This is a genomic window from Sphingopyxis sp., assembly GCF_035944815.1.
GTDB lineage: Bacteria > Pseudomonadota > Alphaproteobacteria > Sphingomonadales > Sphingomonadaceae > Sphingopyxis.
The window spans coordinates 256796-271528 of sequence record NZ_DASZAU010000009.1 but is presented as its reverse complement, the minus strand read 5'-3'; the positions used below and the strand labels follow the sequence as shown (position 1 = coordinate 271528).

Genomic DNA, 14733 nt, shown 5'->3' with positions numbered 1-14733 from the left:
CCCGAAGCTCTACGCCGTCAGACCCCGGCCTCGTCTCGGTCGCCCTTCGCCTGCCAGGTCGGATCGACCCGGCGCACCGCACCGTCGAGCGCGCGCAGCAGCAGCGCCGCGACGATCGCGATCCCGCCAAGCATCGCGAAGAAGGGGCCCTGTTCCATATGGCTCCACAGCATGCCGACGAGCCCCGCCGACAGGCTGCCCGAAAAGATCGCAAGATACCATGCCGCGACCGTGGTCGCACCGAGCCGCGGCGGCGCGAGCCGCGCAAAAAGGCCGAGCCCGGTCGGCAGGATCAGCAGCTCGCCGAAGGTGAAGATCGCAAAAAAGACCGCGAACCAGACCCACGGCGCTTTCGCCTCGCCGCTGCCCCATTCGACCGCGGCAAGCAGCAGATAGGCGACCGCGACGACCAGCGCGCCCAGCGCCATGCGCCGCGCGGGCGACATGTCGTGCCCGCTATCGGCGCGGCGACGCCAGTAGGCGAGCAGCGGCGGCGTCATCAGCATCACCAGCAAGGGGTTCAGCGACTGGAACCAGGTCATCGGGATCGTCCACGCGCCGACCGCACGGTCGATCCCGGTGTCGGCCCACAGCGCGACCGTATTGCCGACCTGTTCGTAGGCGCCACGGAACACGGTGACCGAGAGCGCCACGGCGACGAGCACCATGAACGTCCCCCTGTGATCGGCCCAGCGCATCGCGGGCATATCCGCCGTCGGCGCGCGGGGCGGCTCGGGCGGCAGGTAGCGCTGGCCCCAGACATAGATCAGCAGACCCGCGAACATGCCGATGCCGGCGGCGCCGAAGCCATAATGCCAGCCGTACAGCTCGCCGAGCGTTCCGCAGATCAGCGGCGCCAGAAAACCGCCGATATTGATGCCGACATAATAGACATTATACGCCCAGCCGCGCCGCGGATCGCCGGCGGCATAAAGATCGTTGATCTGGCTCGGCAGGCTGGGAAGGAACAGCCCGTTGCCGATCGCGATCGTCGCGAGCGCGGCATAGAAAAGCGGTTCGAACGCCATCATGAAGTGGCCGATCGCCATGATCGTCGCACCGAATATCACCGCACGCCGCTTGCCGAGCAGGCGGTCGGCGATCACGCCGCCGACGATCGGGGTGAAATAGGCGCAGGCGGTATAGGCCCCATAGACGAAGGACGAATGGCCCTGCGTCAGCAGCAGCTCCTTGGTCATATAATAGACCAGCAGCGCGCGCATGCCATAGTAGGAGAATTGCTCCCACATATTGGTGAGGAACAATACGGTCAGCCCGCGCGGCTGGCCGAACCAGGTCGGTGCGCTGGCCTGCGTCATGCCGTCGCGGGCGCGCGCGCGCCCCACACCGTCTCGTCGCACCAGACCGTCCCGTCGCGATAGATCACGCCGGGCGAGCGGTCGCGCGCGAGGAAGAGCGGACCGTCGAGATCGACGAGGTCGCAGAGCTGCCCGGCGACAAACCCCGGCGCAGCGCCAAGACTGCTGCACACCATGCAGCCGACCATCACGCCGAGCCCGGCGTCGCGCGCTGCCGCGGCGATCATCAGCGCCTCGGTCAGCCCGCCGCATTTGTCGAGCTTGATATTGAAGACGTCGAAGCGGCCTTGCAGCCCCGCGACATCGCCCAGGGTCAGTGCGCTTTCGTCGGCGGCGAGCGGGATCGGCGAACGATAGCCGTCGAGATCGGCCTCGCGCCCGCGCGCGAGCGGCTGTTCGATCAACGACACGCCCGCGTCGACCATCGCGTTGGCCAATGCGTCGAGATCGCCGATCGTGAAACCCTGATTGGCGTCGACGCCGATCCACACATCGGGGCGCGCGGTGCGGATCGCGCCCACGCGCGCGATATCGAGGTCGAGTTGGCCCGTGAGCTTGACCTTGATCGACCGGGCTTGGGTATAAGCCGCTGCGGCCTTCGCCATCTTTTCCGGGTCGTCGGCACCTACCGTGAAAGTGGTGCGCAGCGGCCGCGGCTGTTCGAGACCCGCAAGCGCCCAGACCGGACGCCCGGTCCGTTTCGATTCGAGCTCCCACATCGCCGCATCGACGGCGTTGCGTGCACCGCCGGCGGGCAGGATCGAACGGAGTTCGGCGCGCGAGGGACCCGCCTCGATCGCGTCGTGCGCCTGCCCCAGCTGCGCGAGCATGTTCGTCAGATCGTCGCCGAGATAATAGACGCCGGTAGCCTCGCCGCGCCCCACGAACGCGCCGTCGTCGAGCGTGACGACGATCGCATTCGCGCTGTCGAAGGTGCGACCGGCGATGCGGAATGGCTCGGCCAGCCGCAGTTTTTCGACCGAAACGCCGAGTTTCAAACGCGTCATCAGTAATTCACCGTCATTGCGATCAGCCCGAAGGTCCAGGCGACGTACAGCGCGAGCAGGATCGCGAGCAGCACGAGTACCGCCCACAAGGTGCGGAACCAGCCGCGCCTTTCCCGCCGGACGATCTGGAGATTCCAGCCCGCCACCAGCGCGCCGGCGACGAGGATGATCAGCCCCCCGATCTGGAGCGTCCAGAGCCAGGGGTCGAACGACGGAAGCGCCTTGAGCGTCGACAGGCTGACGACCCATGCGACAGCGAGTGCGAACACGAGCCCCGCCGCGACGCGAACGCCGCGATAGGCGAGCAGCGCCGGGCGGCGCAGCGTCAGCGGCGCCTTGTACTGGCGGCGGATCAGCGCCGAAACCGGCCATTGCAGAAAGGTGACCAGCAGGATGCCAAGGCCAATATAGAGCGCGGGCTTGATCCACGCGGCCGATTGCGAAGCCGGCGCGCGATCGAAGACCATGAAGGGCGAGATGCCGTCGACGCTCCAGCGGACGACCTTGCCATCCACCACCTGCGCGGCCAGCCGTCCATGGCCGTTGGCGTTGTGCCAGACGAACGGGGCGGTCTCGACCCATTTCGCCGGAACGCCGCTCAGATCGCGCGCGGCCGGAACGACCAAATCACCCTTGGCATCGACACTGACCGTCACCTGCCCGACAAGCGACGCGAGCGCGTAGAAATTGGATTCGGCACGGCGGCTGTTGAGCCAGTTTCCGGCCAGCATCTTTGCATGCGCCGCCGATGTTTTCGCATCGACGCGCGTCGTCGGCATCTCGGTTCCGGGCAGGTAGCGGTCGGCGAATTTCTCGAACAGCGCACGGCGCACGGGACCGACCGACGCCTGCTCACCCGTCGCGTTGAACGACATGTAGATGCCGATCTTCTCGTCCATGAACAGGTGGAGCGCGGTGTGGAACAGCTGGGTATCGCCCAGATGCGCGATCACCTGCCGCCCGTTGATGTTGGTTTCGAAAAAGCCGAGTTCCATCCGGTTGAGCGGCGGCAGGATGGTCAGCGGCGTGTCGTGCATTATCCGCGCGGTTTCGGGCTTCATCAGCCCTGCGCCGCCATCCAGATGCGCAATCATGAACTTCGCCATATCGGCCCCGGTCGACGACAGCGCGCCGGCCGGCGCCGGCCCGACGATCTCGAATTTCGAGGGGCCCGCCGATCCCTTGCGATATCCGGTCGCCATCCATGGCGCGAAATCCTTCGGCAGCGGCTGGCGGAAGGTCGAGCGCGTCATGCCGAGCGGCTGGAAAATCCGCCGTTCGACATAGTCGTCGAAGCTCATCTTCGACACGCGCTCGACAATATAGCCCGCCAGCGCAGTGCCATAGTTGGAATAGGAGGGCGTCGTCCCCGCGGGGTAGATCCGCTTCGGCGGCAGCTTCACATAGTCGGCGAGCGAGATCCGGAACTTCGGATCCTCGAAGATCGTGCGCTTGCCATGCTCCTCGAATCCCGCGGTGTGCGTCATCAACTGGCGCATCGTCACCGGCTTGCCCTGGTACGCCGGAATCCGGAAGTCGAGATAGGCGTTGACGTCCTTGTCGAGATCGATCCGTCCGGCTTCGACCTCCTGCATCACCGCGGTCCAGGTGAAGAGCTTCGACACCGAGCCCGGCCGGAACAGCGTCCGGTCGGGGTCGACCGGGGTGCGTTTGGCGAGGTCGGCATAGCCGAAGCCGCGCTGGGTCAGAACCTGGCCATCCTTGACGACGACAACGACCGCCCCCGCAAGGTCGCCGCGTTCGAGCGCGAACGGCATATAGCCGTCGAGCCAGCTATCGACGTCCTGCTTGGTGAGCGCCGCGGCCGCACCGGGGAGAGATGGCGCAGCCGCGGCGCCGCCGGCGTCCGGCCGCGCGCTTTTCGGCGCGGCGGGCGCTGGCGTTATCGCCTGTCCCGAGGCTCCCACGCCCAGCAGCAGGACGAGCGGCAGCAAGGCATATTGCAGGATCGATCGCATAGTCGTTCTCCCGATGCGCCGCGCGAAGCGGCGCACCTTCCCTCATCGAAAATAAGTCGGGCTTCAGTCGCCCGCCGGACGGACGACAGCGCCGCCCTTCATCACGAAAGCCATCGTCTCGAGCGCAGCAACGTCCTTCAGCGGATCGCCGCGCACCGCGACGATATCCGCCGCCTTGCCCGCCGCGATCGAACCGATTTCGCGCTCCAGCCCGATGTGCGTCGCGCCCCAGACGGTAGCGGAACGGATCGTGTCGAGCGGCGTCATCCCGGCCTTGGTCATCAGCGCGAACTCGCGGGCATTCTCGCCATGTTTCGAAACGGCGGAATCGGTCCCGAAGGCGATGCGGACGCCGCCCTCGTGCGCGCGGCGCAGCGCATCGACCATCAGCGGGCCGACCGTGCGCGCCTTGGCGCGGACCGCTTCGGGCATCCAGCTCGCTCCCTCGGCCTGCCGCGTCACCGTGTCGCCGGCGAGCAGCGTCGGGACCAGATAAATGTCCTTCGCCTTGAACAGCCGGATCGATTCCGCATCGAGATAGGTGCCATGCTCGACCGAATCGACGCCCGCGCGGAGCGCGGCGTTGACGCCGTCGGTGCCATGCGCATGTGCGGCGACCTTGCGGCCGAGCCGGTGCGCGGTATCGACGATCGCGACCAGTTCGGCGTCGCTCATCTGCTGGCCAAGGCCCGCGGCGGTGTTCGACATGACGCCGCCGGTCGAGGCGGTCTTGATGATGTCGGCCCCCTGCTGCACCGCCAGACGCACCGCGCGCGCGCAATCGTCGGCGCCCGAACACAGGGTCGGCGAACGGAAGAGGTCGATGATTTCCTGCCGGTAGCCATGGACATCGCCATGCCCGCCGTGCGCGGCGACCCCGCCCGCGGCAATGATGCGCGGGCCGACCACCTTGCCGGTGCCGATCGCATCGCGCAGCGCGTTGATCGCTTCGGTCTCGGATCCGAGATCGACAACCGTGGTGAAGCCCGCCTCGACCGTGCGCCGCGCAAAGACGACGCCGTCGAACGCCTGATCGGTCGTCGATTTGGTCACCGCGTCGAGCCGGCTGGTCGGCCCCGATTCAAAGGTCAGATGGACATGGCTGTCGATGAGACCGGGCAGCACGAACGCATCGCGAAGGTCGATCACCCTGCCCTCGCCGACATAGCCGTCGCGGATTTCGGCGACCTTGCCGCCCTCGACGACGATCGTCTTGCCCGTATCGACCCGGCCGCTCGCGGGATCGGCGAGCAGGCGGCCGGCGTGGATATAGGTCCGGTCCGCGCCTTGCTCTGCCACTGTGGGCTGGACGAACAAGGCGGACGCCATCGCCGCCATTATGATCTTCTTCATGACCCTCTTCCTTCCCTGCATGATTATCCGCGCCCCCAGATCGCCTCGTCGCACCAGGCATCGCCGTCCCGATATTCGATCGACGGCGTGCGGTCGGCGGCGAGGAAGATCGGACCGTCGAGGTCGACGATGTCGCAAAGCTGGCCGACGATGAACGCAGGCGCCATCGCGAGGCTGCTGCTGACCATGTTGCCGACCATCACGCCGAGGCCGAGCGCCCGGGCGCGGTGCGCCATCGCAAGGCCTTCGGTCAGCCCGCCGCATTTATCGAGCTTGATATTGACGACGTCGAAGCGCCCCACGAGGCCATCGATGTCGGCAAGCGTCAGTACGCTTTCGTCGGCGGCGATCGGGATCGGGCTGCGATAGCCTTCGAGATCGGCCTCGCGCCCGCGTGCCAGCGGCTGTTCGAGCAGCTTGACGTCGGCGGCGACGAGCGCCGCAATCAGCCGGTCGAGATCGCCGATCGCAAAGCCCTGGTTGGCGTCGACGCCGATCCAGCAATCGGGCCGCGCAGCGCGCACCGCATCGACGCGCGCGATGTCGAGGTCGATATCGCCGGTCAGCTTGAGCTTCAGCGCGCGCGCCTGTTCATAACGCCGCGCGCCGGCCGCCATGACATCGGGGTCGTCGGCGCCGAGCGTGAAGGTCGTGCGCAGCGGGCGCGGCGCCGGCAGGCCCGCGAGTTCATGCACGGGGGTCCCGCTACGCCGCGCATCGAGTTCCCACAGCGCGCAATCGATGGCGTTGCGTGCGCCGCCAGCGGGCAACAAAGACTGCAATGCGTCGCGCGTGATGCCTGCTTCGACATCGCTGCGCACCGCATCGATCGCGGCGGTCATCGCGGCGACATCGTCGCCGCGATAATAGACCCCCGCCGCCTCGCCGCGTCCGGCATGCACGCCATCCGAAAGGGTGACGACGACCACCGGCGCCTCGGTGAAGACATGACCGGAAATGCGGAACGGGCTGGCGAGCGGGAAACTCTCGACCCGATAGTCCAGCGTGAGCGGCATTGTCGTCACTTGGCGGCTCCGCCGCAACCGTGGCGCAGCACGGCGCCCGCTTTCGCGCCGGTGTGCTTGCCCTCCGCCAGTGTGACGACGCCGTTGACGATCACCGTTTCGATCCCGCTCGGCGATGCCGTCGGCTTGTCCCACGTCGCGCCATCGTCGAGCGTATCGAGGTCGAAGACGACGATATCGGCGCGCATGCCGTCGCGGATCAGCCCGCGGTCGGACAGGCCCATGCGCTGCGCCGGCCAGCCGGTCATCTTGCGCACCGCATCCTCGAGCGACAGCACCGGGCGGCGCTTCACATATTCGGCGATGATGCGCGGGAAGGTGCCGTAAGCGCGCGGATGCGGCAGGCCGAGCGCGTCCATCTCGCCGAATTTCTCCGACGCCGCGGCGTCGCTGCCGATGCTCACCCACGGCTGTTTCAGCGCGGTTTCGATATCCTGCTCGCTCATCATGAAATAGAGCGCGACCGACCGGTTGGGCAGACCTTCGAGGAGGATGTCCCATGCAACGTCGGCGGGGTCGCGGTTCAGCGCCTTGCCGATCTCGGCGAGGCTCTTGCCGTGGTACGGCTTGTATTTCTCGCTGAAACCATTGGCGAGCCGGACGTTGCCGAACCCGCCCGAGGCGTGGACGAGGTTCGACCAGCCGGGCATCGATCCCGCGGCGACCTCCTTCTTCATCCGTTCGCGCACCTTGGGATCGCGCAGCCGCTCGATCCCCTTCTGCACGCCGTCGGCCCATACCCAGCTCGGCGCGATGATTTCGAGGCCGGTGCCGCCCGCCGTATAGGGATAGAGGTCTGCCGCGACATCGACGCCCCGCGCGCGCGCCGCGTTGATCGCCGCCAATGCCTGCGGCATCAGCTTGCCCCACCCCGGTGCATAGGCGCCCTTCAGGTGGAATATCTCGACCTTGACCCCGCCTTTTTCGCCGATCTCGATCGCTTCCTCGACCGCCTTGACCAGCCCCTCGCTCTCGTCGCGCATGTGCGTCGCGTAAAAGCCGTCGCATTGCGCCGCGACCTTGGCGAGCGTGACAAGGTCGGAGGTTGTCTGGAAGCTGCTCGGCGGGTAAATCAGCGCGCTGGTGATGCCGAAGGCGCCATTCTGCATCGCGAGTTTGACCTCGCGACCCATTTCGTCGAGCTGCGCCGCTGTCGGTGACCCGGCGCCATCGCCCATCACCTTCACGCGCGCCTGCGTCGCCGAATAATAGCTGCCGAAATTGACCGCGATGCCCTGCGTCTCGAGCCGGTTGAAATAGGCGGGAATTTCGGCGGCAGGGACCGGCGTCCCGCCTTCGCCCGCGATCACCGTGGTCACGCCCATGCGCAGCTTGTTCTCGGCCGCGCCATTTTTGAGCAGCACGCTGCCCGACTGGTCCATCATGTCGATGAAGCCCGGCGAGACATAGCGGCCGGTCGCGTCGATTTCCTTCGTCCCGCGGCCTGGAACCTGACCCACGCGGACGACGCGGCCGTCCTTTACCGCAACGTCGGCACTGACCCAGGGATTGCCGGCGCCGTCGAGGACGCGGCCGCCGCGGATCACGATGTCATATTCAGGCGCCGGGGTGTTCGCGACGAGCAGCAGCGGCAGCACCGACAGGGCACCCAACAAAATCTTACGCTTCATCATGCATCTCCCTTGCAGCGGCCCGCGGCCGGCGACCTTCTGTTCACTTTCGGGCAGCCCCGTCGGGCGCGCGGACCGCACCCACAACCTCGCGAACCGCCGAAATCACGACGTCGGGGCGATCGATCTGGATATAATGGCCGGCGTCGGGGACGGTCAGCTGGCGGCCGCGTGTCGACATCGCCGCCTGTTCGGCGCCCAGTTTTCTCCATTCCTGCTTGAACCGCTCAGCGTCCCGGGCCTCGAGGCCCAGCCCCTTGCGCTCGGCGGGCGTGAACGGCGCCATAGCGGTCAGCACGACGAGCGGACGGTCACCGAAACTGCGGACCCGGCGCGCATCGTCCATCGTCATGTCGAAGCCATCGAGTTCGGACGTCGCGCCGACCACCGACGCGCTGGCATAGGCCGCCATGCGGGCCGCCGCATCCTTTGGCAGTTTCCCCTGTCCGGCGTTCGCCATCGCGAACCGCACGGCGCCGGTCCACGACAGCGCCTTCGCGATGTGCATGATCCACGCGACCTGCCGCGGATTGGCGTCGGTGTTCGCCACCTTGCCGAGCCGGGCGACCTGATCGGGATGCGAGGTATCGACCATCACCAGTCCCGCGACGCGGTCGCCATATTTGCCGACATAGGTTCGCGTGTAGGGTCCGCCGATCGAATGACCGACGAGGACCAGCCGGTCGGTGATACCCGCCCCTTTGAGCAGGGCGTGGAGATCGTCGGCGACCGCGGCCGCCCGCTGCGGCGTGTCCTTGGGGTCGCTCCACATGATCCCGGCGCGATCATAGGCGCACGCGCGCGTGAAGCCCGCGATGCTGTCGTGGACAAGCGTCCAGTCGATCGTCCCGCCGGTGCCCAGCCCCGATTCGAAGACAACCGTCGGCGATCCCGAGCCGCGGCAGTCGATGTGCATCTTTCGCCCGCCGACATCGACCAGTTGCCCGCGCGGAGGATAGTTCGCCACGGCATTCTTGCGCCCCAGCGCTTCATAGATGGCGCCGATGAGGAGTATGAGCAGGAGCAACGCAAGCAGCCCGAGCAGGATCCGTTTCAGCCAGCGAAGCAGGCGCCGCCAGCCTCCCGGTTTCTTCAAGGCAGCAGCGTCCGTCATTGCGCACTCCCCTCGATCGCCATTTCATCGCCCGAACCGCGCTGTGCCCGAACGAGGCGGACCATGCCGATCGTCAGGACCGGCACGACATAGACGGCGAGGAAAACCCATGAGAGCGTCCGATATCCGCTGGCGATCAGCGTCACGAGGCCGAACCGGTCGGCAAGGAACATGCAGCCGACGAGCAATGCCCCGGCAATGCCGCCGCGCGCGCGGCGGCTGAGCGCCGCACCGCCCCGCGCCCTTCGCGCGGCATCGATACGCTCGTTGATCGCATGGACCGACCCCGCCCCGCTCTCGAGCAGTGCGGCAAAGATCATGAACTGGAACAGGAGGTGGAACAGCGGCATTTCGAGCTGCTGGAGCATGAAGTCCGACGGCAGCGTCTCGTCGATGATGCCGGGATAAAAGGCGATCATCGCGACGAAGAACAGGATCGCCGGCGCCATCGCCAGCGGGCCCGCGATCAGTCCCGACACGACCGCGTCGCGCTGGCTGGTCAGATGGCGAATGACCGGCAGGATCACCACCGCGCCGATTACATTGTAACCGGTATAGGTCAGCCCGCCGACAACCCACCCGTCCGCAGGCACGGGAACGGCGAAACGCGCCGCGATCTCATCGCCGAAGCTGCCGAGCGCCAGCACCATGAACAGCGCGTAGACGGCATAGAGGAGGAAGGAGACATATTTGAACAGGCCCTCGACCGATTCATTGCCGAAGGTCACGAAGAGCGCGATGGAAGCAGCAAGGATCGCCGTGCCCGCAAGTTGCGGCAGACCAAAGATCGCCGCACCGATCTCTCCCGCCGCGGCGCCGAACACCGCGAGCACGAGCGTGACGAACAGGACATAGGCGACCTCGAACAGCACCCAGCCGGGTCCCAGAAGCCGCTCGAAGAAGCTGCGATAGTCGAAGGCGCCGATCGCCCGCGCCAGTGCAAAGGTCGCCGCGCAGATGATGCTCCACAGCAGCATCGCAAGCAGCATCGCCGCCAGCCCGCCCCACGGTCCGCTGGGCAGGAAGAATTCGGCGAGTTCGCGCCCCGTCGCATAGCCGCCGCCAATGACGACGGCCTTGAACGCAAAGCCGGGCAGCAGGAAGCGCTGGAACCAGGTCGGTCCGGCCCCCGCTGCCATGGCCGCGCCCGCGCTCATGCGAGGCAGGCGTCCACGAGGCGATCGAAGGCGTCGCCGCCGCGAATGGGATCGGCGACCGGAAGCCCGAGCCGCGCGCTTTCGGCCGCCATCAGGGCGTCGGCCTCGTCGGCATCCATATGCGCCGTATTGAACGAAACCCCGGCGCAGCGGATCGCCGGATTGGTCCGCGAGCCGAGCCGCAGGTTGAGGTCGATCGTCTCTTCGATGCTCGGCAACGCATAGCCCGGCAGTCCCATGACCTCATCGCGGCCGGGCTGGTGACAAACGACGATCACGTCCGGCTGGCTGCCGTGCAGCAGACCGAGCGATACCGCAGCATAGGCCGGGTGAAAGAGCGAGCCCTGCCCCTCGACGACATCCCAGTGACCGGGCGCCGCATCGGGGCTTACCAGTTCGGCGGCGCCCGCTTCGAAATCGGACACGACGGCGTCCATCGGGACGCCGCCGCCGGCGATCATGATGCCGGTCTGGCCGGTCGCCCGGAAATCGGCGTCGACGCCGCGGGCCGCAAAGGCGCGCGCCAGCGCCAGCGCCGTATATTTCTTGCCGAGCGCGCAGTCGGTTCCGACGGTAAGCAGCCGCTTGCCCGAGCGCTTTCGTCCCGTCCCGACCGGCAGCCCACGCGGCGGGTCGCGCACATCGATCAATTGCCGCCCGAGCTCGCGGGCTCGGGCGGCGAGATCCGGAAGGTCGGACAGGCGCATATGCATGCCGCTGACGATATCCAGCCCGGCGTCGAGCGCCTCGATCAGCGCCGGCATCCAGCTATCGGCGATCACTCCGCCGCTGTTGGCAACGCCGATGAGCAGCGATCGGGCACCACGCTCATGGGCTTCGGCGGGCGTCAGCGGCTCGAGACCCGTGCTGACCGCCGCACCCGGCAGAGCATATTCGCCGACGCATTTTTCGGGCGCCCAATCGCGGAGCCCGAGCGCCGTCTTGGCATAGCCGCGCTCGGTCGTGTCGCCGAGGAAGAGCAGATAGGGTTGCGGCAGGCTCAGGGTCCGGGCGCTCGCAGCGAGATAAGATTGGATGGTCACACATTTCACCCTGAAAGAGTTCAAGATCGCAGGCGCTGGGCAAATATCCCATGAACGCCAATCAACGCCCAATCAGGCTATAATTTTCTGATTTTGAAATTTCAACCATATTCGACACCCGGCGGGGCGAATGCTGTCCGGCGCGACCATCCACCGCGCCGGACTGTGTCAGAAGGCCGTGCCGTAGCCGATGAGGTGAAAGACAAGGGCGATCCACAGCAGGACGATCGCGCTCAGGACCAGCACGACGCTCCACACACGGGCAAACCTGCCCCGCGCGCCCTTCCAGACCAGAACAAGATGCCACACCGCGGCGCCCAGCAGGGCAAAGAGGATGAGCGGCGTCGCGATCCGGAGCGCGATCAACATGCCGTCGAGCTCGCCATTCAGCGACGAGAAATCTCCGAGGAGCGCGCTGGCAAAGACCGGCCAGGCGATCATCACCGCTACCGCCAGCCCCGCGAGAGCGCGTGTCAGGCGATAGGCACGCCATTCGGCAAGTCTGCGGCTCGGATGCACGCCATAATGCCGGCGGACCAGCGCCGCGACCGGCCAGAAAAGCGCGGTGAGCAGCAGCGCAGTCAGGCCGATCAACAAGGCGGGGGTCAGCCAGACGCTCGAGCTGTACCAGGGAACGGGCTCGAACAGCATGAAGGGCGACGAGGAGTCGATCCCGAACCGGACGACACGTCCCTCCTTCACCTCCGCCGCCAGCCGCATCTTGCCGCCTGCCTCGCGCCAGACGAAGGGCGCAATTTCCACCCATTTGCGCGGCGCGCCGCCGATGCCCGTCGCCGCCCCGAACAGAAGGCCGCCATCGGCGTCGAGGCCGACCTTGAGCTGACCGCCCAGTTCGGCCGCTTTCAGGAAGCTCGTTTCGAGCCGCCGCGTCTTGTTATAGGTGCCAACCATCATCCGCGCATGTTCGCGCGCGGTCGCGGCGTCGACGCGGCCGTCGCGCGGCGCTTCGGGGAAGTAACGATCGGCGAAGGCCTCAAACAAATGGCTGCGAATCGCCGCCGAGACCTTGTCCGTGCCCGCTGCGTTCATCGACATATAGATGCCGACCTTTTCCTCGGGGAAAATCCAGATCTGGCTGTGGAAGACGATCGAATCGCCGCCGTGCGACAAAACTTTCCGCCCGTTGATATTCTGCTCGTAAAAGCCGAGCGCCATGCCGTTGAGCGCGGGGATCGACCGCGTGATGCTATCGTGCATCAGGCGCGCGGTCTCGGGCTTGAGCAACGCGCCGCCATTGTCGAGATGCGCGATCATGAACCGCCCGAGGTCGGCGCCGGTCGCGGCGAGCCCGCCGGCGGGTGCAAAAGCGTTGAGTTCAGGGCGCCCCGGCTTGCCCAATCCGAGAAGATAGCCATTTGCCAGCAGGGGTTCGAGCCGCGCGGGCAATTTCGCCCGCATCGTCGAATGCGTCATCCCTGCTGGCGCGAAGATATGCCGCTCGACATAATCATCGAAGGGCATGCCCGACACCCGCTCGACGATATAACCGGCGAGCGCGGTGCCATAGTTCGAATAGGCGGGGGTAGTACCCGGGGCGTAGATCCGCTCGGGAACCTGCCGCTTCATCGCCTCGGCAAGGGTGGGAATGTCCTTGAGATCATAGCTGTTGAGCCCGCGCTGCACCTCGTCGAAGCCGGCAGTGTGCGTCATCAGGTTGCGCATCGTGACCGGCTTGCCGGCATAGGGCGGAATGCGGAAATCGAGATAGGTGTTGATATCCTTGTCGAGGTCGATCCGGCCCGCCTCGACCATCTGCATGACCGCAGTCCAGGTGATCGTCTTCGACACCGAAGCCTGCTTGAAAAGCGTCGTTTCGGGATCGACGGGACGCCGTTTGGCAACATCGGCAAAGCCGAAGCCCCGCTCGGTCAGCGGTTTGCCGTCTTTCACCACCACGACGACAGCGCCCGCCGCGCGCCCGCGTTCGAGCGCATAGGGCATGAAACCGTCGAGCCATGCGTCGACATCCGCCTTGGTCAAGGGGGTGACCGGCGCTGCCGCCGAATCCCCTGCAACGACACCGGCGACCGGCGCTTCGCCCGACGCGGCCGCCCCCGTAAGCAGCGCGAGCGCCAAAGCGCCCGCCAGCCTGACCGATTTGATGAACCGCATGTCGCTCCCCCGCTTGTCCGGCCTGCGCTTTTTCGCAGTTGGCGTTAAAATTTTCTCAAACTGAAATAATTTTCATTTTGAGACAAGCCATCGGAGACGCGGTTTGTCAATGCAGAATGGTCGCAGCAAGTCATCGCCCGCCGCGTGACAGCAGGAACAGGCGCCTCGTAGCGCCGTTTTGCGAAAATCAGCTTTCGATGGGTTGCAACGACGACTTCAGATCGGCGTCATTGGCCGAACAGACCGAAAGCACGCGGCACGGCCCGTCACCGACTGCGACATAGCCATGCCCCATAGAGGCGTCGAAATAGGCCGAATCGCCGGTCTTCAACAGCGACGGCGCGTACATATCGGTGTGAAATTCGCACTCACCCTCCAGCACGAGGACATATTCCTCGCCCGGATGCCGCATCAACTCGCCGAATTCGTCGATCGACCGCACCTTCACCTCGATGATCATCGGGTTCAACGCCTTGTTCAAAAGGTCGGCCGACGGATAGGTATAATGATAGGTCGACGTCTCGATCGACGCGCCTTCGTTGGCAGGCGTGATGCTCCGTCGTCCGGTCGCCGGACGTTGCGTCGCCACCGTTTGCGAGGCCGGCGCGGCAAACAGGCGCGCGATATCGATATCCAGCCCGCGGCTCAGCCGCACAAGCTTTTCATAGCTCAGCGACATTTTCCCGGTTTCGACCTTCGAAAGCGTCGAGACGGGTATTCCCGTCCGCTCGCTAACCTCGACCAGCGTCCAGCCCTTTTCGGTCCGGAATTCACGCAGGAAAAGGCCGGGACTATGATCCCCCGATCCGAGGCGTCCGGCGCCCGGCATTATCTTGTCCGGCCTTGATGGCATGATGGTCCTTTCTACTGATTTTCTTATCTAGCATATATTTTCATCAATGCACTCTGCATCAAGGAGTGGTTCGGAACGGCCGATATGCGACATTTGTCGCCGGCAGTGCCGATCACGCC

At 66.0% G+C, this 14733-nt stretch carries 11 protein-coding genes; all 11 read right to left on the bottom strand.

The window, feature by feature from the left end; genetic code table 11:
• Positions 1 to 17: 17 nt before the first annotated feature.
• Positions 18 to 1361: a peptide MFS transporter gene (locus tag VGU00_RS12155; RefSeq protein ID WP_327468819.1), complete on the bottom strand. Its 1344-nt coding sequence runs from the start codon at positions 1359 to 1361 to the stop codon at positions 18 to 20.
• Positions 1316 to 2326: a dipeptide epimerase gene (locus VGU00_RS12150; RefSeq protein WP_327468817.1), complete on the bottom strand. Its 1011-nt coding sequence runs from the start codon at positions 2324 to 2326 to the stop codon at positions 1316 to 1318. The genes VGU00_RS12155 and VGU00_RS12150 overlap by 46 nt, the downstream gene beginning before the upstream one ends.
• Positions 2326 to 4305: a serine hydrolase domain-containing protein gene (locus tag VGU00_RS12145; protein WP_327468815.1), complete on the bottom strand. Its 1980-nt coding sequence runs from the start codon at positions 4303 to 4305 to the stop codon at positions 2326 to 2328. The genes VGU00_RS12150 and VGU00_RS12145 overlap by 1 nt, the downstream gene beginning before the upstream one ends.
• 63 nt (positions 4306 to 4368) lie before the next feature.
• Complete coding sequence (locus tag VGU00_RS12140) at positions 4369 to 5658, bottom strand: metal-dependent hydrolase family protein (protein ID WP_327468813.1); 1290 nt, start codon at positions 5656 to 5658, stop codon at positions 4369 to 4371.
• A 23-nt stretch (positions 5659 to 5681) separates the two neighbouring features.
• On the bottom strand, positions 5682 to 6674 hold the full coding sequence (locus VGU00_RS12135; protein ID WP_327469829.1) for a dipeptide epimerase: 993 nt from the start codon (positions 6672 to 6674) through the stop codon (positions 5682 to 5684).
• A 5-nt stretch (positions 6675 to 6679) separates the two neighbouring features.
• Complete coding sequence (locus tag VGU00_RS12130) at positions 6680 to 8317, bottom strand: N-acyl-D-amino-acid deacylase family protein (RefSeq protein WP_327468811.1); 1638 nt, start codon at positions 8315 to 8317, stop codon at positions 6680 to 6682.
• Positions 8318 to 8357: 40 nt separating this feature from the next.
• Positions 8358 to 9428: an alpha/beta hydrolase gene (locus VGU00_RS12125; protein WP_327468810.1), complete on the bottom strand. Its 1071-nt coding sequence runs from the start codon at positions 9426 to 9428 to the stop codon at positions 8358 to 8360.
• Complete coding sequence (locus VGU00_RS12120) at positions 9425 to 10567, bottom strand: hypothetical protein (protein ID WP_327468808.1); 1143 nt, start codon at positions 10565 to 10567, stop codon at positions 9425 to 9427. The genes VGU00_RS12125 and VGU00_RS12120 overlap by 4 nt, the downstream gene beginning before the upstream one ends.
• Positions 10568 to 10581: 14 nt before the next feature.
• Entirely contained in the window at positions 10582 to 11628 is a 1047-nt protein-coding gene (locus tag VGU00_RS12115) for a DUF1611 domain-containing protein (RefSeq protein ID WP_327468806.1), read from the bottom strand.
• Positions 11629 to 11796: 168 nt separating this feature from the next.
• Positions 11797 to 13761 (bottom strand): serine hydrolase domain-containing protein, encoded by a 1965-nt coding sequence (locus VGU00_RS12110; RefSeq protein ID WP_327468804.1) that lies wholly within the window; start codon positions 13759 to 13761, stop codon positions 11797 to 11799.
• A gap of 187 nt (positions 13762 to 13948) precedes the next feature.
• A complete protein-coding gene (locus VGU00_RS12105; protein WP_327468802.1) occupies positions 13949 to 14590 on the bottom strand; it encodes an XRE family transcriptional regulator in 642 nt (213 codons plus the stop codon).
• Positions 14591 to 14733: the final 143 nt, after the last annotated feature.

Bases quoted from the DNA above. Each gene is read 5' to 3' on its own strand.
- VGU00_RS12150 (WP_327468817.1), bottom strand. From the start codon at position 2,326: ATGACGCGTTTGAAACTCGGCGTTTCGGTCGAAAAACTGCGGCTGGCC.
- VGU00_RS12145 (WP_327468815.1), bottom strand. From the start codon at position 4,305: ATGCGATCGATCCTGCAATATGCCTTGCTGCCGCTCGTCCTGCTGCTG.
- VGU00_RS12140 (WP_327468813.1), bottom strand. From the start codon at position 5,658: ATGAAGAAGATCATAATGGCGGCGATGGCGTCCGCCTTGTTCGTCCAG.
- VGU00_RS12135 (WP_327469829.1), bottom strand. From the start codon at position 6,674: ATGCCGCTCACGCTGGACTATCGGGTCGAGAGTTTCCCGCTCGCCAGC.
- VGU00_RS12130 (WP_327468811.1), bottom strand. From the start codon at position 8,317: ATGATGAAGCGTAAGATTTTGTTGGGTGCCCTGTCGGTGCTGCCGCTG.
- VGU00_RS12125 (WP_327468810.1), bottom strand. From the start codon at position 9,428: ATGACGGACGCTGCTGCCTTGAAGAAACCGGGAGGCTGGCGGCGCCTG.
- VGU00_RS12120 (WP_327468808.1), bottom strand. From the start codon at position 10,567: ATGGCAGCGGGGGCCGGACCGACCTGGTTCCAGCGCTTCCTGCTGCCC.
- VGU00_RS12110 (WP_327468804.1), bottom strand. From the start codon at position 13,761: ATGCGGTTCATCAAATCGGTCAGGCTGGCGGGCGCTTTGGCGCTCGCG.
- VGU00_RS12105 (WP_327468802.1), bottom strand. From the start codon at position 14,590: ATGCCGGGCGCCGGACGCCTCGGATCGGGGGATCATAGTCCCGGCCTT.